This is a genomic window from Streptomyces sp. NPDC057474 (assembly GCF_042802555.1).
GTDB lineage: Bacteria > Actinomycetota > Actinomycetes > Streptomycetales > Streptomycetaceae > Streptomyces.
In genome coordinates this window covers 1-23,675 of the sequence record NZ_JBHVDX010000083.1, presented here as the reverse complement: position 1 = coordinate 23,675, position 23,675 = coordinate 1, and the positions used below count along the sequence as shown (strand labels likewise).

Sequence of the window (23,675 nt, the reverse complement as noted above, 5' to 3'; positions counted from 1 at the left end):
GCCCCTCCTGCCAACGGTCGTCGACGCGGTGGCCCGCCAAGGTTCGGCACGGACTGGCGCAGAACAGCACAGCATGTGCGGGCGCCTCCGGCTCCTTGCGCAGCTCGAACTGGAACGGCCACTACGAGCCCGAGGACGCTATCCCTCATACGACGGCATCGCAGACGGGTAGCTGACCGTGTCCGACCTGAAATTGTCCGGACCTGACAGTCCCGCTGCTTCCGTCGCCGCATCGAAGACGGTCGTACTTTCACCCACCGGTCCAGGTGCAACTGCAGACTACTGATGGAGCGTCAGGCATACCTGTCCACCGGTTGTCCACCGAACCTCATCGCGTATACCTGACCCGCCCCTCCCAGATGAGCAAAAGACCAGTTCAGAGGCTCAGGCCGTCTACACGGTCACAGAAACCAAACCCCCGACCCACGCATTACGATGCACAGACCCCAGAGGCGCAACTTGGGTCGATTTCAAGGTCATCCAAAACAAGAAACCCCAGGTCAAAGGCTTGACCTGGGGTTCACTACAGAGCCGCCTTCGGGATTCGAACCCGAGACCTACGCATTACGAGTGCGTTGCTCTGGCCATCTGAGCTAAGGCGGCGCGCTGTCCGCACTATGGTGCGATCAGCAACGTCGGTAAGTCTACACAGTTTCCCGGGGTGCTCCGGACCAAGGGTCCGGCCACCCCGGAGAGCGGCCGACCGGCCGTCGCCCGGACCGTCGGTCAGGACGCCGAGCAGCGCTTTCCGTCGGTTGGGGGTGTGCCGCGGAGGAGGTAGGCGTTGATCGCGGAGTCCACGCAGGCGCTGCCCCGACCGTAGGCGGTGTGGCCGTCGCCGTCGTACGTGAGGAGGCGGGCGGAGGAGAGCTGGGACGCGAGTGCCTGGGCCCAGCGGTAGGGGGTGGCGGGGTCGCGTGTGGTGCCGACGACGACGATCGGAACGGCGCCCTTCGCCTCGATGCGGTGCGGTCCGCCCGTCGGCTTGACCGGCCAGTACGCGCAGTTCAAGGATGCCCACGCGAGGGCCCGGCCGAAGACCGGGGAGGCCTTCTCGAACTCGGGGAGGGCCCGTTCGACCTCTTCGGGGGTGTTGTAGGCAGCCGGGAGATCGAGGCAGTTCACGGCGGCGTTGGCGTACATCAGGTTGGAGTAGGTGCCGTCGCGGCCGCGTTCGAAGTAGCTGTCCGAGAGGGCGAGCAGACCGGCGCCGTCGTCCTTCCTGACCGCCTCGCTGAGCGCCTGGCGCAGCCGGGGCCAAGCCCCCTCGTCGTACATCGCCGCGATCACGCCCGTCGTCGCCAGGGACTCGCCGAGCTGCCGGCCGTCGGCGTCACCGGTCGAGAGGGGCCGCGCGTCCAGCCGCTCGAAGAGCGCGCGAAGGTTCTCGGCGAGCTGCGTGGGCGTACTCCCCAGCACGCAGTCCTTCCGCCCCACACAGTCCTTCGCGAAGGACTGGAAGGCCGTCTCGAAACCCGCCGTCTGCTCCTGGTTGAGCCGGTGGGCGGGCAGCGACGGGTCCAGCGCGCCGTCCAGCACCAGTCGGCCGACGCGCTCGGGGAACAGCCCCGCGTACGTCGCCCCGAGGAACGTCCCGTACGAGGCGCCGACGTACGTCAGCTTCTCGTCGCCCAGCACGGCCCGCAGGATGTCCATGTCCCGGGCCGCCTCGACCGTGGAGACATGCCGCAGCACCTTCGGCGCCCGCTGCCCGCATCCCTCCGCGAACCGCTTGTACGCGGCGACCAGCTCAGCCGTCTCCCCCGTGTCGTCCGGGGTGAGATCCGTCTGCGTGTACCTGTCCATCTGGCGCCCGGTGAGACATTCGACCGGCTCACTGCCGGCCACCCCCCGCGGGTCGACGGCCACCATGTCGTACCGCGCCCGCACCGTTGCCGGGTAGCCGATGCCCGCGTACCCCTGCACATACCCGACCGCCGACCCGCCCGGCCCACCCGGATTGACCAGCAACGAGCCGAGCCGCTCGCCGGGGCCGGTCGCCTTCCTCCGCGAGACGGCCAGCCTGATGTCACCCTCGCTCGGCTTCGCGTAGTCGAGGGGCGCCTTCATCGTGGCGCACTGGAAACCGGGGGTCTCGCAGCCGCGCCAGCCCAGCTTCTGCTCGTAGTACGGGGCCAGCACCGACGGGGTCGCACGGGGCAGCGCGCCGAGGGCGGGCGCCCCGTCCGCCACCGTGGCCGCCGTACCGGAACCGCCGGAGGAGCAGCCCGAGGCGAGCAGCGCGGCAGCAGCGAGCAACGCGCCGCCGACCCGCAGGGACCGATTAGGCCGGGAAGTACGCCTGGTGTGCATCTCGCGAGCGTAACCAAAAGCAATCAATCGATCACGAACGGCAACAAAAGCTCCTCGTACGAGTGACACAGTCAACCGAACGCTCAACTCACTCCTACGGACCGCCCGCCGTCCCCCGTCACGTCACCCGGCCCGCAGGGCCATCGTCATGGCTTCCACGGCCAGCAAGGGCGACACATTCCGTTCCAACGCCTCCCTGCAGGCCGCGATCGCATCGATCCGCCGCAAGGTCGACTCCGGCGTGCCGCCTCGCGCCATCCGCTCCACGTTGTCCCGCACCTCGACATTGGCGAGCGCGACCCGAGACCCCAACTGCAGCGCCAGAACATCCCGGTAGAACCCGGTCAGCTCGGTCAGAGCGAGATCCAGACTGTCCCGCTGCGCTCGCGTACGCCGCCGCTTCTGCTTGTCCTCCAGATCCTTCATCACCCCCGCCGTACCGCGCGGCATCCGCCCGCCCTGCACCGCGCCCAGCGCCGCCTTCAGCTCCTCGGTCTCCTTGGTGTCGACCTCTTCGGCCAGCTGCTTCGACTCTTCCGAAGCGGCGTCCACCAACTCCTGCGCGGCCTTCAGACACCCCCCGACGTCCTCGACCCGCAACGGCAGCTTCAGCACCGCGGCGCGCCGCTCCCGAGCCCGCGGATCGGTGGCCAGCCGCCGGGCCCGCTCGATATGCCCCTGAGTGGCCCGAGCAGCCACCGCGGCCGCCTCCGGCTCAATGCCCTCCCGCCGTACGAGCATGTCCGCGACCGCGGCCACCGACGGTGTGAGCAGTCCGACATGCCGACACCGCGACCGAATGGTCGGCAGCACGTCCTCCAACGAGGGCGCGCACAGCATCCACACTGTCCTCGGAGCGGGCTCCTCCACGGCCTTGAGCACCGCGTTGGCCGACTTCTCGTTCAACCGCTCGGCGTCCTCGACGAGGATCACCTGCCACCGCCCGTTCGCCGGCGAGGTGAACGACTTCCGCACCGTGTCACGCATGTCATCGGCGAGAATCTGCGTGCCCACCGCCGCCACAGTGCTGACATCCGCGTGCGTCCCCACCAGCGCCGTATGACACCCGTCACAGAACCCGCACCCAGGGCTCCCCCCGAGTGCCCGGTCCGGACTCACACACTGCAGCGCCGCCGCGAACGCCCGCGCCGCCGTCGTCCGCCCCGAGCCCGGCGGCCCCGTGAACAACCACGCGTGCGTCATCTTCGACGCCTCCGGAGGCGCGGTCCCCGTCATCGCCGCCGTGACGATCGCGTCCGCGTCCCGAGCAGCCGCATCAAGCTGCGCACTCAGCCGCTCCTGCCCCACCAGGTCGTCCCACACGGCCATGACCCACCACCCTCCGTCCCACAAGACCTCTCCGCGCCCCATTGTGCGCGACCCCACCGACAACACGGCCCGCGCACGACCATCACCCCACCTCACCCACGCCGACGCCCGGGGCGACAGCGGGCGCCGGTGAAGTGGAGCAGTGTCAGGCCTCAAGCGGCCGGTGCTGGGGCCGGGCAGTGGTGGGTGTCTGTCGCCACCGGCGCCGGCAGAGTGCCGCCGCGCCCACCCGCGCCCCCCAGCGGCACGACGGCCCGCAGCTGGGCAGGGCAGGTGCGCCGGCGTATGCAAGCCCTCAGCCACGACGCACGGTCGGCCGCCCACGCACGGAAAAGGTCCGTGCCGGTGCGTCGCGCCCGTCGCCTACAGCGGCCGGAGAACCCGGCCCGGAGAACCCGGAGATGTCCACTCCGGGCAGTAGGGCGCCAAGCAAGGCAGACGCACCGGCACGGCCCCGACCCACAAGCAGCCGCACGTAACCCAGCCGATCGCCGGAGGCACACCGCACCGAGCGACGGGCGGACGCAGCGGCACGCGGCCCCGACCCACCCACCGAGCCGACCGCGCCCCGGCGGCTCAACTCAGCGGCGCCGCCGCCCCCAGCCCCGCCCGTCCTCGGCATCGTCCTCACCAAGCGGACCCAACAGCTCGTCAGCCAGCGTGGGCAGATCGTCCAACGGCGTCTCTTCGGCCCAGTCCGACCGAGGCCGCCGCCGCGGCGCCCCTTCCTCATCGACCTGCGGAAGCTCTCGCGTCCGCCCCTCCGTCCCGTCAGGCCCAGGCCGCTCGTCCCGGAAGAACCCCGGCGGCACCCGATCGTCCCGCACCGGCGGCAGCACAGCCGTCTCATCGGCCGCCCCCGAAGGCACCTGCGGCAACACCGTGGTCTCATCCTCCGAAGCCGCCCCCGAAGACGGCACCGGCGGCTTGGGCAACTTCGCCGTCGTCTCGGAGTCAGCACCCGACGCACCCGACGCGCTCGCCGCACCCGCTCCGCCGGGCGAACCCGCCGCACCCGCCGAACCCGAGGAACCAGCCCCACCCGGCCCGTCCCCCCGCACCGGAGGCAACACAGCCGTCTCATCCACCGGCCCACCCGACGCGTTCGTCGGCGTCACAACCGGCGTAGCCACAGTGGCGGCATCGCTATCCCTCGAGGCCCCAGCAGAGCGCTCGTGCCCAGCCCCCCGCGCAGCCTCCGCACCCCGCCCAGCCTCAGCCCGAGCATCCCGCTCAGCCGCCGCAGCGCGCTCAGCCGCAGCCGCCCGCTCAGCAGTAACCCTCTCCGCCTCAACCCGAGCCGCCCGCTCAGCCTCCGCCGCGGCGGCCACCCTCCGAGCCTCCTCGGCCCGAAGCAACGCCTCCTCAGCCTTCCGCTGCTTCTCCAGGCGGCGCGCCTCCGCCTCCTCCCGCAGCCGCTGCTCCTCCGCGGCCTGCTGACGACGCCGTTCCTCCTCGACCCGCCGCCGCTCCTCCTCCTCGGCCCGGGCCTTCTCCTCCGCGAGGAGCCGCGCCTGCTCCTCCTCGGCACGACGACGCGCTTCCTCGGCCCGCTGCCGGGCCTCCTCCGCCTGCCGCTCCGCCTCGCGCCGCTGAGCCTCCTCCAGCTCGCGCCGCTTGCGCTCCTCCTCCTCGGCCCGCAGCCGCGCGAGCTCTTCCTGACGCTCCCGCTCCAGCCGCTCTTCCTCGGCCTTCCGCGCGGCCTCTTCCTCGGCCTTGCGCCGCGCTTCCTCCTCGGCCTTGCGCCGGGCCTCCTCCTGCGCCTTCACCTCGGCCTCGGACAGCGGCAGCATCACATCGAGCCGATGCCGGACCACAGTCGTGACCGCCTCAGGATCCTGCGCGGCGTCAACAACCAGATAGCGCCCGGCATCCGCAGCAGCGAGCGTCAGAAATCCCGCCCGTACCCGCTCATGGAACTCGGCCGGCTCGGACTCCAACCGATCCGGCGCCTCGGTGAACCGCTCCCGCGCCGCCTCGGGCGACACATCCAGCAGCACTGTCAGATGAGGCACGAGCCCATCGGTCGCCCACCGCGAGATCCGAGCGATCTCCGTGGGCGAGAGATCCCGCCCGGCCCCCTGATAGGCCACGGACGAATCGATGTACCGATCCGAAACAACGACCGCACCCCGCTCCAAAGCGGGCCGCACGACGGTGTCCACATGCTCGGCACGATCCGCCGCGTAAAGAAGCGCCTCGGCCCGATGGGACAACCCGGCTGAGGAAACATCCAGCAAAATCGACCGCAGCCGCTTCCCCACCGGAGTGGCCCCCGGCTCCCGCGTCACCACGACCTCGTGCCCCTTGGCCCGGATCCACTCGGCGAGCGCCTCGACCTGAGTGGACTTCCCGGCCCCGTCGCCGCCCTCCAGCGCGATGAAGAACCCCGTCTCGGCAGGCGCCTGAACCGGATCGTCGCCCTTCAGCAACGCATCCCGCAGATCCTGCCGAAGCGGCACCCCGGACCGGTCGTCGACCTTGGCGAGCACCAGTGCGGCAACCGGCAGCAGCAGCGCCCCCACCAGCATCAACGTGAAAGCCGCACCCCCGTGCGCGAACACGAACTTGCCGCTCTCCAGCCGGTGCGGCCCGATGACGGCGGCGATCAGCGGAGCGACGAGCGCCGCCAACGCCACGAACACCCGTACGACGGCATGCAGATGCTCGGTGGTGCGCGCCCGCCGGAAGTCCTCGGCCTCCTGGTCGAGCAGCGTGTGCCCGGTGTTCGCGGCGATCCCCGCACCGACACCGGCCAGCCCCAGGATCAGCACCACACTCGTGACATCCGGCGTCAGCCCGGCGGCGAGCAGCGCGACGCCCGTGAAGGCGATCGCGAGAGCGAGCAGCCGACGCCGGGACAGCGAGGGCAGCACGGACGGCGCCCGACGGATCCCCACGACCACACCACCCGTCAGCGCGGCGACGAACAGCCCGTACATCACCGGCCCGCCGCCCAGGTCCTTGGCGTGCAGCACGGCGACGGCGACAGCGGCGGCGACCGCACCGGCCACCGCCCCACACGCGGGCACGAGAAGCGGGATCGCACCCGTACGGCCCTTGTCCACAGCCGTGCCGGTCTTGGGCCTGCGCAGCCCCTCCAGTGGCGACCGCGCGCGCGGGGTCCGTGTCTTGGGAAGCTCGAGGAAGGTCACCAGGGACAGCGAGGCGGCGAAGAGCCCGGCGGCGACGTACGAGGCGAGCGCGGCCTGGTGCTGGCCGAACCAGTCGATGCCCGCGCCCAGCAGATTGTTGAGCAGCGAGGCGACGACGAGGACTGCGGCCGCGAGGGGCACGGCCGCGAATCCCGTACGCAGTGCCAGGCGCCGCAGCGCGTCCACGTGGTCCGGCAGTGGCCGTACGGTCGCGCCCTCCGGCGGCGGCGCGGGCAGCAGCGCGGGCGCCGCGCTCTCCCGGCAGACCGTCCAGAACCGCTCGGCGACTCCGGCCACGAACGCGGTGACCAGCAGCACCGCGAGCGCGTTGTCCGGCGTCCAGTCGATCCACAGGGGCGCGACGATGAGCAGCAGGACCCGCAGCCCGTCCGCGCCGACCATGGTCCAGCGGCGGTCGAGCGGCCCTTCCTGCGAGGTCAGCGAGGTGAGCGGCCCGAGGAGTACGGCGCCGAAGAGCAGCGTCGCGAGGGCACGCGTACCGAAGACGGCCGCCACGGTGAGCGCGACGCCCCGGTATCCACCTCCGAAGGAGCCCTCGGCGATCGCCGCCTGGAAGGCGAGGAGCACCAGCACGAACAGTGCGAGGACATCGCCCACACCGCCCACGAGTTGTGCGCCCCACAACCGTTTCAGCTGTGGTCGGCGCAGCAGCGCCCGCACGGCGCGCTCCCTGGAATCGGCCGCCAGGGCGTCGTCGGAGGCCGGGTCATGGGCCGTCGGCTGCTCGGCTCGCATCATGCTTTCAGCCTATCGGCACCCACCGACACTCCGAAGCAGCGCCCGAACGCACGCACACCGCACCACCAAGTCGCGCAAATAGTGCCCATTCAGCGAAACAGACGTGAAGATTCCAGCCACGCCGAACAGCAGCCAACCCAGGGGCGCGGGGATCTGCGCGACCAGCCACACACAACCAGCAGCCCCGAACGAACCCGCACCCCCGAGCTACTAGGCGCTCTCTCCGGACGCCGCAGCCTTCTTCGCGGCCACCTTCTTCGCGGGAGCCGTCTTCTTCGCCGCAGCAGTCTTCGAAGTAGCCGTCTTCTTCGCGGCAGTCGTCTTGGCCGGCGCCGCCTTCTTCGCCGCGGCAGCCTTCGTCGCCGTCTTCTTCGCGGGCGCCTTCTTCGCGGGCGCCTTCTTCGCCGTCTTCTTGGCGGGAGCCTTCGCCCGCTTCTCCGCGAGCAGCTCGAACCCACGCTCGGGCGTGATGGTCTCCACGCTGTCCTCGGACCGCAGCGTCGCGTTGGTCTCGCCGTCGGTGACGTACGGCCCGAAGCGGCCGTCCTTCACCACGACCGGCTTCGCGCTGACCGGGTCGTCGCCCAGCTCCTTCAGCGGCGGCTTGGCGGCGGCCCGCCCGCGCTGCTTGGGCTGGGCGTAGATCGCCAGCGCCTCTTCGAGGGTGATCGTGAAGAGCTGGTCCTCGGCCTGCAGCGAACGCGAGTCCGTGCCCTTCTTCAGGTAAGGCCCGTACCGCCCGTTCTGCGCGGTGATCTCCTGGCCCTCGGCGTCGGCGCCGACGATCCGCGGCAGCGACATCAGCTTCAGCGCGTCGGCCAGCGTCACCGTGTCCAACGACATCGACTTGAACAGCGAGGCCGTACGCGGCTTGACCGCGTTCTTGCCGGTCTTCGGGGTGCCCTCGGGGAGCACCTCGGTGACGTACGGGCCGTAACGCCCGTCGCGGGCGATGATCTGGTGGCCCGTCGCCGGGTCGGCACCGAGCTCGAAGTCACCGCTCGGCTTGGCCAGCAGTTCCTCAGCGAGTTCGATGCTCAGCTCGTCCGGGGCCATGTCCTCGGGCACGTCCGCCCGCTGGTGCCCTTCGGAGTCCTTCTCGCCGCGCTCGATGTACGGGCCGTAGCGCCCGACGCGCAGCACGATGCCGTCGCCGACGGGGAACGACGACACCTCGCGGGCGTCGATCGCGCCCAGGTCGGTGACCAGTTCCTTCAGTCCGCCGAGGTGGTCCCCGTCGCCGTTGCCGGCCTCGGCCGCCGTGCCGTTTGCACCCGTGCTCTCACCGAAGTAGAAACGCTTGAGCCACGGCACCGCCTGGGCCTCGCCGCGCGCGATGCGGTCGAGGTCGTCCTCCATCTTGGCGGTGAAGTCGTAGTCGACGAGCCGCCCGAAGTGCTTCTCCAGGAGGTTGACCACGGCGAAGCTCAGGAAGGACGGCACCAGGGCCGTGCCCTTCTTGAAGACGTACCCGCGGTCGAGGATCGTGCCGATGATCGACGCGTACGTCGACGGGCGGCCGATCTCGCGCTCTTCGAGCTCCTTGACCAGCGACGCCTCGGTGTAGCGGGCCGGGGGCTTGGTGGCGTGCCCGTCGACCGTGATCTCCTGGGCGGAGAGCGGGTCGCCCTCGCTGACCTGCGGCAGCCTGCGCTCGCGGTCGTCCAGCTCGGCGTTCGGGTCGTCGGCGCCCTCGACGTAGGCCTTGAGGAAGCCGTGGAAGGTGATCGTCTTGCCGGAGGCGCTGAACTCGGCGTCCCGGCCGTCGGCGGCGGTGCCACCGATCTTCACCGTGACGCTGTTGCCCGTCGCGTCCTTCATCTGGGAGGCGACCGTCCGCTTCCAGATCAGCTCGTAGAGCTTGAACTGGTCGCCGGTCAGGCCGGTCTCGGCGGGCGTGCGGAAACGATCACCCGAGGGTCGGATCGCCTCGTGCGCCTCCTGCGCGTTCTTGACCTTCCCGGCGTACGTACGCGGCTGCGCCGGCAGGTAGTCGGCGCCGTACAGCTGCGTGACCTGGGCGCGGGCGGCGGCCACGGCGGTCTCGCTGAGCGTCGTGGAGTCCGTACGCATATAGGTGATGAAGCCGTTCTCGTACAGCTTCTGCGCCACCTGCATCGTCGCCTTGGCCCCGAAGCCCAGCTTGCGCGAGGCCTCCTGCTGGAGCGTCGTCGTACGGAAGGGGGCGTACGGGGAGCGGCGGTACGGCTTGGACTCGACGGACCGGACCGAGAACCGGGTGTTCTCCAGGGCGGCGGCCAGCGCGCGGGCGTCTGCCTCGTCCAGGTGCAGGACGTTCGCGCCCTTGAGCTGCCCGACCGAGTCGAAGTCGCGGCCCTGGGCGACACGGCGGCCGTCGACGGACTGCAGACGGGCGACCAGCGACGACGGGTCTGAGGCGTCACCGGCGCGGCCGGTCGCGAAGGTGCCGGTCAGGTCCCAGTACTCGGCCGAGCGGAAGGCGATCCGCTCCCGCTCCCGCTCCACCACGAGCCGGGTCGCGACGGACTGGACGCGGCCCGCCGACAGCCGCGGCATGACCTTCTTCCACAGGACCGGCGAGACCTCGTAGCCGTACAGGCGGTCGAGGATGCGGCGGGTCTCCTGGGCGTCGACCAGCTTCTGGTTCAGCTCGCGCGGGTTGGCGACGGCGGCCTGGATCGCGGCCTTGGTGATCTCGTGGAAGACCATCCGCTTGACCGGGACCTTGGGCTTGAGCACCTCCTGGAGGTGCCAGGCGATGGCCTCGCCCTCGCGGTCCTCATCGGTGGCGAGGAAGAGCTCGTCGGACTCCTTCAGTAGGTCCTTGAGCTTCCTGACCTGCGCCTTCTTGTCCGCGTTGACCACATAGATGGGCGCGAAGTCGTGCTCGACGTCCACGCCGAGGCGGCGCACCTCGCCGGTGTACTGCTCGGGCACCTCCGCGGCGCCGTTGGGAAGGTCGCGGATGTGCCCCACGCTCGCCTCGACGATGTAGCCGGGGCCGAGATAGCCCTTGATCGTCTTCGCCTTGGCAGGCGACTCGACGATGACGAGTCGGCGGCCGCCCTTCGCGGTCTCGCTGGTCGGGGACAACTTCGCTCTTCTCTCCGGTCGACGCTGGGTCTCCCCAGGCTTGCGTCCCGGGGCGGGGGCCCCGGGACCCGTTGCCTCGCACGGGGCTCGGCGGTCGGCCCGGGGGTCGGGTCATGCTGACGCTGCGGAGTGTGACGGTACATCCCGCCCCCGTGTCAAACGGGAAAAGCCCGCAACGGCCACTCGAACGGTAACCCGACTACCGCCATTCCTGCCGCCCGGCGTGTTGAGCGATACGTTCGGGCCGATGCGGAGGGTCATCTCTCAGTTACCGTGCACACTCTCCGGCGCCGACTCCCCGACCCCGCTCAGAGCTGCGCGAAGCACCATGCGCCGAGCGCGAGGGCGGTGACCGCGGCGACACTCGCGAGCGTCGCCGACATCACGGGACGCACCCCTTGGGCGACCGGCTCGCCCTGGCGCAGCCGGGTCGCGGTCCACAGCAGCAGTCCGCCCCCGAACAGGGCGAACACCACCCCCACGAAGATCGCCGGTCCGCTCTCCATGTCCCGTCCTCCCACCCCTCGGTACCTCGGGACGGGAGGCTGGCACGGACGGGAAGCGGGCGCGCGAACCCGAGGTGAACGCGAGGCGTCCGACCCTCAGACCGAACCGGGCGTGGGTATCTTCCCGGTCGTCCTGGACGCGTCGGCGTTGCGCACCGTGCACACCACCTTGTTGAAGCCCTTCTCCCATTCCTTTTCTTCGGACACCCATCCCGACACGATCAGGTCAGCGCCGGGCGCCCAACTCGACTCGAACCTGTTGGTGCACAGCTTTCCCCCTTCGGCGAGGGCGCCGTCGAAGGTCATGTTGTCGGGCGCCTGAACCGATCCGACGACCTGGTCGGTGTGCGCTTCGGCACAGTCGGTCAGCGGGGCGTCGTACCCCTCGTCCTCCCTCGTGGTGTAGTCCCAGCAGTCGCCGACGGCCATCTGAGTGGGCCACAGATTCATGCCCACGTCACGGAGTCGGCCCACCTCGCCGCCGATCGGGACGTGCTTGCCGAGTACGAGACACGCCGTACCGCCCTTGGCCGCGGTGAAGCCGTCCTTCGTCGGGACGAGCGCGTAGACGCCCGCGTCGGGCAGGGCCTCGGCCATCGCGTCGGCCTGGCTGCCGCAGCGCTGCGCGCCGCTGGCCTTGGCGTCCGCGTGGTCCGACGCCGTCTCTATCGCCACGACCTGGCCGTCCGGCCAGTCCTCGTCGCAGTCCACCACGCCGAGGTCGGGCACCGAGTTGAACGCCGTCCCCGTCCAGACCGCCTTGACGCAGTCCCCCACCTCCAGCGCCTTCTTGAGGGCCGCCTGCTTGCCGTAGGGGTATTCGGAGCCCGGCGGCGACACGAGCGCCTCCGGGGTCTCCGAGGGCTTGGGGTCCGGACCGTTCGTGAAGTTCACCGCGGCCCAGGTCCCGCCGCCCGCCACCAGCAGCACGGCGACCACGATCGCGACGATCGCCGCCGGAGGCGTCTTCCGCTTCGCCCCACCGGGCGGCGGCCCCCCGGCCGTGATGGTCGGAAACCCCGCGTTCCCCGGCGGATGAGCCCCACCGCCCCCGTACGGCGTCGACGGGCCGGCCGCGTACGGCAGCGACTGATTGCCCACGGTGCCGCCGTACGCCGACGCCTGACCACCGACACCGCCGCCGTACGGCGTGGACTGGTTGCCCGCGGCACCGCTGTACGGCGGTGCCTGGCCGCCGGCGTTGTTCCCGTACGGCGTGGGCCGGCCGCCGGGGGCGCCTCCGTAGGGCGTGGCCTGACCGCCCGCCGGACTCCCGTAGGGCGTGGACTGCCCACCCCCGTACGGGTGGTAGCCGTCGTACGGGCCTCGGGGCTGCTGCCTCTGCTGCCACTGGTCGTACGGCGAGGGACCGCCCGGCGCCCCGGCCGGGGCGGCCGGACCCGCACCCGGGGTGGGCGGGCCGCCCGCCGGGGTGTGCGGGGTGTTCGGCGCCGAGGGCGCACCGGGTGTGTGCGGGGCCCCCGGGGTCTGTGGCGTGTACGGCGTGTGGGGTGCCCCCGGTGTGTTCGGCGTGCCTCCGAGGCCGTACTGCCCGGCAGCCACGTACCCGGGCGGCGCGCTCGCCACGTACCCCGGGGGCGCTCCGGCGGTCGCGTGACCGCCGGGCGTACCCGGCGTGCCGGGAGTACCGGGAGCCGGTCCGAAACCCCCGGGCGCCGACGCGGGGGTGGCTCCCCAGCCCGGCGGGGTCGATTCGCCGCCCGCGTCGGCCACCCGCTCCAGTCCGCGTGCCACCGCCTCCGGCGACAGCCGGCGCACCGGGTCCTTGATGAGCAACCCGTGCAGGACGGGTGCCAGTTCACCGGCGCGGACGGGCGGCGTCGGCTCCTCGCCGAGAAGGGCCGTGAGCGTCGCGTACTCGCCGTGCCGGTCGAAGGGGCCGCGCCCCTCGACTGCCGCATACAGCGTGGCGCCGAGCGAGAACATGTCGGCGGCCGGTGTGGGCGGCTCGCCCCGCGCGCGCTCGGGCGCCAGGTACCCGGGTGTGCCGAGGATGCCGGCGGTGGCGGTGAGTCGGGGCTCGTGGGACTCCGGCTGGAGCGCGATGCCGTAGTCGGTGAGCAGCACGCGCGCGTACAGGTCGCCCGAGGCGTCGGCCGCCAGCAGGATGTTGGCCGGTTTCACATCCCGGTGGAGTATGCCGATCCGGTGCCCCGCCGTGAGCGCGTCGAGGACGGCGAGCCCGATCCGAGCGACCTGCTCGGGCGGGAGCGGCCCCCGCTGCCGTACGACGGCCTGGAGGTCGATCGCGTCCGGCACGTACTCCATGACGATCCACGGCAGGCCGTCGTGGAGCACCACGTCGTGGACTGTCGCCACATGCGGATGTCCGCGCAGCCGCGCGGCGTGCCGGGCCTCGCTGCGGGCCCGGGCGATGCGCTGGGCGGGCTCGGTCGCGTCCAGCGGGACGTCGGGCAGGGAGATCTCCTTCATGGAGACCTCGCAGGCCAGCTCCTCGTCGTACGCGAGCCAGACCCGGCCCATGCCGCCCGCGCCCAGGGTGCGCAGCAGTCGGTACCGGCCGTTGATGACCCTTCCCTGGCCCTGCTCCGGCGTATCCCCCGCCATCGCGATCCCCCGATCCCCCAGAGACAGCGCGTGCCTCCCCCGAGGACACGTCGAATCCGTCTCTTGAAAATAGCTTCGCACGCACCACTGACAGGAGCCCTTTTACGGACCAATCCAGGCAGAGGGGGCACATGCGCCCCAGGGGTGGGAATGCGCCCCGCACGTCACGGGGACGGGCGCCGCGCGGGGTACCAGTACCGTCACCGGACGGTACGGAAATCGTCACCGGGCACGCGAGCCGGGCGGGGCCCTCTCGCCGGTGCCGGGCCCTTTCTCGTCGGCGCCGGCCGCTCACAAAGCCGGTTCGAGGAACCCTTGTTCGACGAGGAGCCGGATCTGGACCGGCGTCCGGTCGCGCAGCGCCACCGGGTCCTCGCCGACGAGTTGGGCGATGGCGTCCAGAATCCGCCCCGCGCTGAGCGTGCCGTCGCACACACCGGCGAAGCCGGCACCGACCGTGTCCACCTTCGTGGCCCGGCGCATGCCCCGGTTCTGACGCAGCACCACATGCTCGGGGTCCTCGGCACCCGGCAGCCCGACCTGCTCCTGGACGACCTCGGCGGTAAGGCGGAAGTGCGCGGCCAGGAGTGCCGCGTCGTCGTTGGCCCGCAGGTAGTCGACGCGCGCGAAGTGCTGCCGCACGGTCTCGCCGAGCGGCTGTTCGATCGAATGCGGCCACTCCTCGACGGTGATCGAGGGCTCGGAGTCCGCGGCGGCCGACTTCCGCAGCGTGATCCACCCGAACCCGACGCCCTTCACCTTGCGCGTCTCGAACTCGTCGAGCCACGCGTCGTACCGCGCCTGGTACTCGTCCACGTCACCGCGGTGGTCGCCAGCGTCCCGCAGCCACAACTCCGCGTACTGCGTGACGTCCTGGACCTCCCGCTGCACGATCCACGCGTCGCACCCGCGCGGCACCCACGACCTGAGCCGCTCCTGCCAGTCCTCCCCCTCCACGTGCTGCCAGTTGGCGAGGAACTGCGCGAACCCGCCCTCGTTCAGCCGCTCCCCCGCCTGGGAAACGAGCGTGCGGCACAGATCGTCCCCGCCCATCCCGCCGTCGCGGTACGTCAGCCGGGCACCGGGCGAGATCACGAACGGCGGATTCGACACGATGAGGTCGTAGGTCTCGTCCGCCCTGACCGGCTCGAAGAGCGAGCCCTGGCGCAGATCGGCCGCCGGTGTGCCGGAGAGCGCCAGCGTGAGCGCCGTGATGTGCAGCGCGCGCGGGTTGAGATCGGTCGCGGTCACGCGCGTGGCGTGCTGTGCGGCGTGCAGCGCCTGGATGCCGGAGCCGGTCCCGAGGTCGAGGGCGGACCCGACAGCCGTCCGCACGGTGATCCCGGCGAGGGTCGTGGACGCCCCACCGACTCCCAGCACCACGCCCTCGTCCCGGCTCCCGATCCCCCCGGCCCCGCCGACCGCGCACCCCAGGTCGGAGACGATGAACCAGTCCTCACCACCGGGCCCGCCGTACGGCCGCACGTCGACGGCGGCGGCGACCTCGTCTCCATCCGGACCGAGGCGAACGAGCCACCCACTCTCCACGCACGCGTCAACAGGCAGCACACCCTCCACGCGCGCGCGTGCGACCGCCTGCTGCAGCAGAAACAGCCGCACGAGCGCCTCCAGCGCCGTGTCCCCCCGCGTCGCCCTCAGCGCGGGCACGACCTCACTCCGCGCCAGGGCCGCGTACGCGGACGCGCCGAGCAATTCAAGAAGCCCATCGGCGGTGAAGTCCGCGCCGAGCAGCGCATCACGCAACCGAGCGGCGACATCGGACCGGTCGACAGAGGGCAGAGAAGACAGCCTGGAGTCACTCACACCGCTCAGCGTAGCCGCGCATCGTGACCCCACTCAGCTGCGGGCAGTCGTGCCGCTGGGGCGGCGCCCACCCGGCTGCGGCAGTCGTACATCCGCCTGTCGTAGCTGCGGGCAATCGTGCCGCCAGGGGCGGCACGGGTGGGCACAGCGGCACCTCGTACCGCCGAGCCGCGGAAACCACCCCGCCCAGCACCGACCGCCGGACCAACGGTCCACTCACCCACGGCCCAGCAAACCCGTTCAGCTCTTCGTCGCCGAAGCCGGCGCGGACACCGCCCCGGAGGTGGTCGCGGACTTGCAGCTCTGCTGCTCAGCCATCGCCTGCCCGACCTCCCCCTTCTCCAGCTCCTTCAGCGCGTTGCTCCCGGTCTTGCTCAACTTCTCCAGCTCGGTGGCGACCCCTTCGAGCCCGTCCGCGAACTTCGCCTGGTCCTTCGTGTTCAGCGCGTCCGACTTCTTCTTCAGCTCGCCGTACGCGGTCGACAGCTGGTTCAGCTCGGCGACCGCGGCCTTCTGCTTCTTCTCGCCGTCCTCGACATCGGGCACCCCGGCCGTCCGAATGGCCGTCGCCATCGCCTTGTACGCGTCGGAGATGTCCTGGAAGCCCTGGGAGTCGGCCTTCTGCACGTCCGCCGGTGCGCTGTCGTCCGAAGTCTCCTTCTGGATCGAGGCGTTGGCCGCCGCGATCTTCTTGATCTGCGGCTGCACGGAGTCGCAGACCTCCTTGGCCCAGGAGTTCAGCTTGTCGTTCGTCTCGTCGTCGCCGCTGCAGCCGGACAGCGCCAGTACCAGTACCGCACCGCCGGACAGTGCGGCCGCGAGCTTCTTGTTCACCGGATTGGTCCCTTCCATGGCTCTCGGCCCCGGAACATACACGCCAGATGGGCGACACCTGTGTGCCGAGCACCCTCCGTGCACCCCTCGCGCACCCTTTTGCGGCCATTTGCACCAAGAGAGAGAAGGCTCACGAAAAACATCCGCATACACGGAAGCGGGCGGCCGGCACGTCAACACGCGCCGCCCGCCCGCTCCTTGAGCTGGACCCTCGTAGGCCCGGTGATAAGGCCGCCTACGAAACCACCGCTGGATCCGCCGACTTGGCCACCCGCTCGGAGTTGCCTTCGTCACCTACGGCGATCCCGCGCCGCTTGGACACGTACACCGCCCCGACGATCACGGCGATCGAGGCCACCGCGATGGCGACGCGCAGCCCGACGCTCTTGTCCTCGCCGTAGCTGAACTGGACGACCGCGGGCGCGATGAGCAGCGCGACGAGGTTCATCACCTTCAGCAGCGGGTTGATGGCCGGTCCCGCGGTGTCCTTGAACGGGTCGCCCACCGTGTCACCGATGACGGTCGCGGCATGGGCCTCGCTGCCCTTGCCGCCGTGATGGCCGTCCTCGACGAGCTTCTTGGCGTTGTCCCACGCGCCGCCGGAGTTGGCGAGGAACACCGCCATCAGCGTCCCGGTGCCGATCGCGCCGGCGAGATAGGCGCCCAGCGCGCCGACCCCGAGTGTGAACCCGATCGCGATGGGCGCCATGACAGCGAGCAGGCCGGGCGTGGCCAGCTCCCGCAGGGCGTCCTTGGTGCAGATGTCGACGACCCGGCCGTACTCCGGCTTCTCGCTGTAGTCCATGATCCCGGGGTGCTCGCGGAACTGCCGCCGCACCTCGTAGACCACCGCGCCCGCCGACCGCGAGACCGCGTTGATCGCCAGCCCCGAGAAGAGGAAGACGACCGCGGCGCCCGCGATGAGCCCGACGAGGTTGTTGGGCTGCGAGATGTCCATCATCAGGTTCATCGGCGCGCCTTCGCCGGAGACCTTCTCTCCGACGTCGTTCGCGGCCGTGAGGATCGCGTCGCGATACGAGCCGAAGAGCGCGGCGGCCGCGAGTACCGCCGTGGCGATGGCGATGCCCTTGGTGATGGCCTTGGTGGTGTTGCCGACGGCGTCCAGGTCGGTGAGCACCTGCGCGCCCGCGCCCTCGACATCGCCGGACATCTCGGCGATGCCCTGCGCGTTGTCGGAGACCGGCCCGAAGGTGTCCATGGCGACGATGACGCCGACCGTGGTGAGCAGACCGGTGCCGGCGAGCGCCACCGCGAACAGCGCGAGCATGATCGACGTACCGCCGAGCAGGAATGCCCCGTACACGCCGAGGCCGATCAACAGGGCGGTGTAGACGGCCGATTCGAGACCGATGGAGATACCGGCGAGGACGACGGTGGCCGCGCCGGTCAGCGAACTCTTGCCGATGTCCTTCACGGGACGCCGGGTGGTCTCGGTGAAGTAGCCGGTCAGCTGCTGGATCAGTGCGGCCAGCACGATGCCGATGGCCACCGCGAGGACCGCGAGGACCCGTGGGTCGCCGTCGTGGCCCGCGATCGCCGTGTCCGTGACCCCTTCGAGGTCGGCGTACGACGACGGCAGGTAGGCGTAGACGGCGACGGCGACGAGCACCAGCGAGATCACCGCGGAGATGAAGAAGCCGCGGTTGATGGCGGACATCCCGCTGCGGTCGCTGCGGCGGGGTGCCACCGCGAAGATGCCGATCATCGCGGTGAGTACGCCGATCGCGGGCACGATCAGCGGGAACGCGAGTCCGGAGTCGCCGAACGCCGCCTTGCCGAGGATCAGCGCGGCGACGAGTGTCACGGCGTACGACTCGAAGAGGTCGGCCGCCATGCCCGCACAGTCGCCGACGTTGTCGCCCACGTTGTCGGCGATGGTCGCGGCATTGCGCGGGTCGTCCTCCGGAATGCCCTGCTCGACCTTGCCGACCAGGTCGGCGCCGACGTCGGCGGCCTTGGTGAAGATGCCGCCGCCGACACGCATGAACATGGCGATGAGCGCGGCCCCGAGGCCGAAGCCCTCCAGCACCTTCGGCGCGTCGGCCGCGTACACGAGGACCACGCAGGACGCGCCGAGGAGGCCGAGCCCTACCGTGAACATGCCGACGACGCCGCCGGTGCGAAATGCGATCTTCATCGCCTTGTGCGAGACGGTGGTGAGATCTTTTTCCGGCTCACCTTCCGCCGGTGTCGCTTCCCGGGCCGCCGCGGCGACGCGCACATTGCTGCGCACCGCGAGCCACATACCGATATAACCCGTGGCCGCCGAGAACGCCGCGCCGATCAAGAAGAACACCGACCGCCCGGCGCGCTGATTCCAGTCGTCCGCGGGAAGCAGCATGAGCAGGAAGAACACGACGACGGCGAATACACCTAGCGTGCGCAACTGCCGTGCCAGATAGGCGTTCGCACCTTCCTGGATCGCCGTCGCGATCTTCTTCATGCTGTCGGTGCCCTCGCCCGCCGCGAGCACCTGGCGCACCAGGACACCCGCGACGGCGAGCGCGGCCAGTGCCACGACGCCGATCACCAAGACGATGATCCGGTTGTCGTCGGTCAGTACCGCGGCTGCGAAGTCCGTGGGGTGGTCAAACCTTTGAGGGGTAGAAAGCCCCGCCATTCGTCCTCCTTGACGCTTGGGCTGAGCTCAAGATGTGGACGGATTCTAGGGAGCGGAACCTGATCAAAACAGTGCGCGGCAAGCGGAATTAGCCTTCACATGCTCTTCAGCAAATGATCCGCGCGCAGCCACGTTACTCGAAAGGAGTAACACCTCAAAGACATTGACGCTTGATCAAATCATCGCGTGATTGATCGTGAATTCCTTCACGAATTCCGATGTTCCGATGAACGATGATCGGAATAAATGCCAAATAAACACGAAGGGCCCTGCTCAGCAGGGCCCTCGCGGTACTACTTGAAGTTGAGAGGATCAGGGCAGCACCACGACCGACGGTGTCGTCGGCCAGGTCATGCGGATCAACCCGCCGTGCTCCCCGGCGGAGACCTCGACGTCGTCGACGAGGCCGCTGATCACCGCGAGGCCCATGTCGTCCTCCTCGATGTCGGCGTCCACGTCGCCGCCGGCGCCCGACGACTTGTCACCGGGGACGGCGTGCGGCGCTTCGTCGCCGACCTCGATGGAGAACTGCTTCTCCTCCTCGATCAGCGACACCTGCACCGGCGCCGAGATACCACTGCTCTGATGCAGTCCGACAGCACGGGTGCACGCCTCGCCGACGGCCAACCTGACCTCGTCGAGGACGGCCTCGTCCACTCCGGCCCTGCGCGCCACCGCTGCCGCCACCAGTCGGGCGGTCCGGACGTGCTCGGGCAGCGCGCTGAAGCGGAGTTCAACGGTGGCCATGCATCCCCCTCGGAACTACGGGCGTGCTGTCGGAGGGCCGGGCCCATGGGCCCGGTCCCCCTCACTTGTCTCTTGCCGTTCCGGGCGCGGGGCCCGGGCGACCGCGATCAGTCGGTGGCCGCCACCGCTTCGTCGACCGAGGTGTGAATCGGGAACACCTTGGTCAGACCGGTGATGCGGAAGATCTTCAAAATCCGCTCCTGGTTGCACACCAGGCGCAGCGAGCCCTCATGGGCCCGTACTCGCTTCAGGCCGCCCACCAGCACGCCGAGCCCGGTGGAGTCGAGGAAGTCGACGCCCTCCATGTCGACGACGAGGTGGAAACTCCCGTCGTTGACCAGCTCGACCAGCTGCTCACGCAGCTTGGGCGCGGTATAAACGTCGATTTCGCCACCGACCTCGACGACCGTACGATCGCCGACAGTACGGGTCGACAGGGACAGGTCCACGGATCCTCCAGCACCTTGCTATCGAGCGTTCGCCCCTCGGGACACCTCGGCTTGAAAGCCCCCGGGACGGTTCGCCAGCCGCGATGGCATTCAATCACTTACCGGCAGGCGTGCACGACGCCTTGGCTCCATTGTCCGTCACGCCGGTGACACACTCGATGCCGATGGCCAAGAATCACCGATCCGATCGATCCCCGACGGACACCGCCTCCAGCCCCTCGCCGGGCACGGTCCTGGACCGTCTCGCCTCGGGGCCGAGCCGGGCTTCGCGCATCACTCATACGGAGCATGTGCCCCCGCGCGCGGGTCGCCATGCCGTCTGGCCCGACCGGATCCGATCGGAGGTCGTCGCCGCCGTGCAGGCCTCGGGAATCGAACATCCCTGGGCCCACCAGGCATGCGTCGCCGAGCACGCGCTGGACGGCGACTCGGTCGTCGTCGCCACGGGCACCGCGTCCGGCAAGTCGCTGGCCTATCTCGTCCCGGTGCTGTCGCGCCTCCTGGACGGCTCCGAGGCCCCCAACGGCCGCGGGGCGACCACGCTCTACCTGGCCCCCACCAAGGCCCTCGCGGCCGATCAGTGCCGATCCGTGAAGGAACTTTCACAACCTCTGGGAAACGCCGTACGCCCGGCCGTGTACGACGGCGACACCCCCGTCGAGGAGCGCGAGTGGGTACGCCAGTACGCCAACTACGTCCTCACCAACCCCGACATGCTGCACCGCGGGATCCTCCCCTCCCACCCCCGCTGGTCCTCCTTCCTGCGCGCCCTCAAGTACGTGGTCGTCGACGAGTGCCACACCTACCGCGGCGTCTTCGGCTCCCACGTCGCCCAGGTACTGCGCCGCCTCCGCCGCCTGTGCGCCCGCTACGGCGCCGAACCCGTCTTCCTCCTCGCCTCCGCCACCGCCGCCGAGCCGTCGGTCGCCGCCCGCCGCCTCACCGGCGTCCCGGTCACCGAGGTCGCGGACGACGCCTCGCCCCGTGGTGAACTGGTGTTCGCCCTCTGGGAACCCCCACTCACCGAGCTCCACGGCGAGAAGGGCGCCCCGGTACGGCGTACGGCGACCGCGGAGACAGCGGATCTACTGACCGACCTGGTCCTGCAGGGCGTGCGCTCGGTCGCCTTCGTACGCTCCCGGCGCGGTGCCGAGCTGATCTCCGTGATCGCCCAGGAACGCCTCGCCGCAGTGACATCAGCGGCTGACGCCGCGGGCGACCGCTCCCTCGCCCGGCGCGTCGCCGCCTACCGCGGCGGCTACCTCCCCGAGGAGCGTCGCGCCCTCGAACGCGCCCTCCACTCCGGCGAACTTCTCGGCCTCGCCGCCACCACCGCCCTCGAACTCGGCGTCGACATCTCCGGCCTGGACGCCGTCCTCATCGCCGGCTACCCGGGCACCCGCGCTTCCCTGTGGCAGCAGGCCGGCCGCGCCGGACGCTCCGGCCAGGGCGCCCTCGCCGTCCTCGTCGCCCGCGACGACCCGCTGGACACCTTCCTGGTCCACCACCCCGAGGCCCTCTTCGACCAACCGGTGGAGTCGACCGTCCTCGACCCCGACAACCCGTACGTCCTCGCCCCGCACCTCTGCGCCGCCGCCGCGGAACTGCCCCTGACGGACGAGGACCTCGATCTGTTCGGCCCGGCCTGCGAAGAGCTGTTGCCGCAACTGGAGGCCGCGAAACTGCTCCGCCGCCGGGCCAAGGCCTGGCACTGGACGCGCCGTGAACGGGCCGCCGACCTGACCGACATCCGGGGCCAGGGCGGCCGCCCCGTCCAGATCGTCGAGACCGGCACGGGCCGGCTCCTCGGCACGGTCGACGCGGGCGCCGCCCACACCACCGTCCACGAAGGCGCGGTCCATCTGCACCAGGGCCGTACGTACCTGGTGCGCGAACTGGACCTCGAGGACTCCGTCGCCCTCGTCGAACAGGCCGACCCGCCCTATTCGACGGTCGCCCGCGACACCACCTCCATCTCCGTCCTGGAGGCCGACACCGAAGTCCCCTGGGGTGACGGCCGGTTGTGCTACGGCTCCGTCGAAGTCACCAACCAGGTCGTCTCCTTCCTGCGTCGACGCCTCATCACCGGGGAGGTGCTCGGCGAGTCCAAACTCGATCTCCCTCCTCGTACGCTGCGCACCCGTGCCGTGTGGTGGACCGTCACCGAGGACCAGTTGGACGCGGCCCGGATCAACCCCGAGATCCTCGGCGGCGCCCTGCACGCCGCCGAACACGCCTCGATCGGCATGTTGCCCCTCTTCGCGACCTGCGACCGCTGGGACATCGGGGGCGTCTCGGTCCCGCTCCACCCGGACACACTGCTCCCGACGGTCTTCGTCTACGACGGCCACCCGGGCGGCGCGGGCTTCGCCGAGCGCGCCTTCCACACCGCCCGCGCCTGGCTCACCGCCACCCGCCAGGCCATCGCCTCCTGCGAGTGCGACGCCGGGTGCCCGTCCTGCATCCAGTCCCCCAAGTGCGGCAACGGCAACGATCCGTTGCACAAACGGGGCGCCGTACGGCTGCTGACCGAACTGCTGAGAGCAGCGCCCGACGCTCCGCCGGAGAACCGGGTGTCTTAGGGCTCGGGGGCACCTTGGAACTCGGGGGTTCCGGGCGCCTCGGAGCTCGGTGGTTTCCGGGCGCCTCGGAGCTCGGGAGCCACTGGGGTCTGGCGACTGCCGGTCGTGTGTGGCTGATCGCGCAGTTCCCCGCGCCCCTCATGGAGCCGCGCTCCTGCGGGACACTCCTACGAGGCGCTCCAGCGAGCCTCCTGGCCCGATGCCAGGGCCGCCGGACCCGGTGGGCCCGCCCGTGCCCTGGACTCGGCGGTGAGCGGGCCTATGGCCGAGGCCGCCGTGACGTCCGAGATCTCTCCCTCGACCTCACAGCGCACGAGCCGCCCTCCCTGAGCCCTTGCCACCCGTTCCGCCGTCGCGCAGGCCCCCTCGCTGCCCTTCATCCAGTGGTCGGCGGCGGCGAGGGCCGCGAGGTCGGCCGTCGCGGCAGCCTGATGCCGGATCACAACGGCTTGCCCCAGGGCAAGTACGGCACCGAACACTGCGCACAGCGCGGCGATCGCACCGACAGCCCAGACGGTCGCCGACCCTCTGTCCGAACGAGCCGAACGAGCCGAACGGGCCGAACGGGCCGAACGATCGGCCCGCGGCAGGCGGTGGTTCGGCGTCGAGGTACGCCGCGAGCGACGAGCCCACGCCAGGAGCGACGGCAGCCGGCCGGACTCCAAGAACGTGCTCACCCGGCCCCCACCTCCGCTCCCGCACCCACCGTCTCCTCCGCCAGCGCCACGGCCGCATGACTGAGGTCGAGGCCCAGCCGGTCCGGCCCCGGCGCCCGGGCTGAGACCACCACACGTACGAAGTCGCCCTCCCGGCCCACGCTCACCTCCGCCCCGTCCGGCGCCGACTTCCGGGCCGCCGCCACGACCGCGGCC

Annotated in this window: 14 protein-coding genes and 1 tRNA gene; 1 reads left to right on the top strand and 14 read right to left on the bottom strand. The window is 70.7% G+C overall.

Going from position 1 to position 23,675, the window contains the following annotated elements:
- Positions 1 to 529: 529 nt before the first annotated feature.
- The 12 genes from ACFU53_RS23345 to bldG all read right to left on the bottom strand — a co-directional run bounded on the left by ACFU53_RS23345 (position 530) and on the right by bldG (position 20,221).
- Positions 530 to 603 (bottom strand) — tRNA-Thr (locus ACFU53_RS23345).
- Between the two features lie 123 nt (positions 604 to 726).
- Positions 727 to 2,313, bottom strand: a complete 1,587-nt coding sequence (locus tag ACFU53_RS23340; RefSeq protein ID WP_383995572.1) for an alpha/beta hydrolase — start codon at positions 2,311 to 2,313, stop codon at positions 727 to 729.
- A gap of 123 nt (positions 2,314 to 2,436) precedes the next feature.
- Entirely contained in the window at positions 2,437 to 3,642 is a 1,206-nt protein-coding gene (locus tag ACFU53_RS23335) for a DNA polymerase III subunit delta' (RefSeq protein WP_383995568.1), read from the bottom strand.
- Positions 3,643 to 4,223: 581 nt separating this feature from the next.
- Positions 4,224 to 7,556: a dTMP kinase gene (gene tmk / locus ACFU53_RS23330; protein ID WP_383995566.1), complete on the bottom strand. Its 3,333-nt coding sequence runs from the start codon at positions 7,554 to 7,556 to the stop codon at positions 4,224 to 4,226.
- A 210-nt stretch (positions 7,557 to 7,766) separates the two neighbouring features.
- On the bottom strand, positions 7,767 to 10,631 hold the full coding sequence (gene topA, locus ACFU53_RS23325; protein ID WP_383995563.1) for a type I DNA topoisomerase: 2,865 nt from the start codon (positions 10,629 to 10,631) through the stop codon (positions 7,767 to 7,769).
- A gap of 308 nt (positions 10,632 to 10,939) precedes the next feature.
- Positions 10,940 to 11,137 carry a hypothetical protein gene (locus ACFU53_RS23320; protein WP_383995560.1) on the bottom strand — a complete coding sequence of 66 codons (198 nt, stop codon included), beginning with the start codon at positions 11,135 to 11,137 and terminating at the stop codon, positions 10,940 to 10,942.
- Between the two features lie 96 nt (positions 11,138 to 11,233).
- The gene (locus tag ACFU53_RS23315) at positions 11,234 to 13,726 is read right to left on the bottom strand and encodes a protein kinase (RefSeq protein ID WP_383995557.1); all 2,493 of its coding nucleotides are present in this window, start codon (positions 13,724 to 13,726) and stop codon (positions 11,234 to 11,236) included.
- 291 nt (positions 13,727 to 14,017) lie between these two features.
- Complete coding sequence (locus tag ACFU53_RS23310) at positions 14,018 to 15,550, bottom strand: methyltransferase (protein ID WP_383995555.1); 1,533 nt, start codon at positions 15,548 to 15,550, stop codon at positions 14,018 to 14,020.
- Positions 15,551 to 15,790: 240 nt separating this feature from the next.
- On the bottom strand, positions 15,791 to 16,402 hold the full coding sequence (locus ACFU53_RS23305) for a small secreted protein (RefSeq protein ID WP_383995552.1): 612 nt from the start codon (positions 16,400 to 16,402) through the stop codon (positions 15,791 to 15,793).
- A gap of 217 nt (positions 16,403 to 16,619) precedes the next feature.
- The gene (locus tag ACFU53_RS23300; protein WP_383995549.1) at positions 16,620 to 19,025 is read right to left on the bottom strand and encodes a sodium-translocating pyrophosphatase; all 2,406 of its coding nucleotides are present in this window, start codon (positions 19,023 to 19,025) and stop codon (positions 16,620 to 16,622) included.
- A 312-nt stretch (positions 19,026 to 19,337) separates the two neighbouring features.
- On the bottom strand, positions 19,338 to 19,772 hold the full coding sequence (locus ACFU53_RS23295) for an ATP-binding protein (RefSeq protein ID WP_383995546.1): 435 nt from the start codon (positions 19,770 to 19,772) through the stop codon (positions 19,338 to 19,340).
- A 107-nt stretch (positions 19,773 to 19,879) separates the two neighbouring features.
- Entirely contained in the window at positions 19,880 to 20,221 is a 342-nt protein-coding gene (bldG, locus tag ACFU53_RS23290) for an anti-sigma factor antagonist BldG (RefSeq protein ID WP_005475923.1), read from the bottom strand.
- A gap of 83 nt (positions 20,222 to 20,304) precedes the next feature.
- On the opposite strand from bldG, the gene ACFU53_RS23285 reads away from it, so the two are divergent.
- Positions 20,305 to 22,803, top strand: a complete 2,499-nt coding sequence (locus ACFU53_RS23285; RefSeq protein WP_383995543.1) for a DEAD/DEAH box helicase — start codon at positions 20,305 to 20,307, stop codon at positions 22,801 to 22,803.
- A gap of 167 nt (positions 22,804 to 22,970) precedes the next feature.
- Here ACFU53_RS23285 and ACFU53_RS23280 read toward each other — a convergent pair whose 3' ends face one another.
- Positions 22,971 to 23,480 carry an Rv3654c family TadE-like protein gene (locus ACFU53_RS23280; RefSeq protein WP_383995540.1) on the bottom strand — a complete coding sequence of 170 codons (510 nt, stop codon included), beginning with the start codon at positions 23,478 to 23,480 and terminating at the stop codon, positions 22,971 to 22,973.
- Positions 23,477 to 23,675, bottom strand: a 199-nt coding sequence (locus ACFU53_RS23275) for a TadE family type IV pilus minor pilin (RefSeq protein WP_383995537.1), incomplete at its 5' end; no start/stop codon positions are given. The genes ACFU53_RS23275 and ACFU53_RS23280, both read right to left, overlap by 4 nt.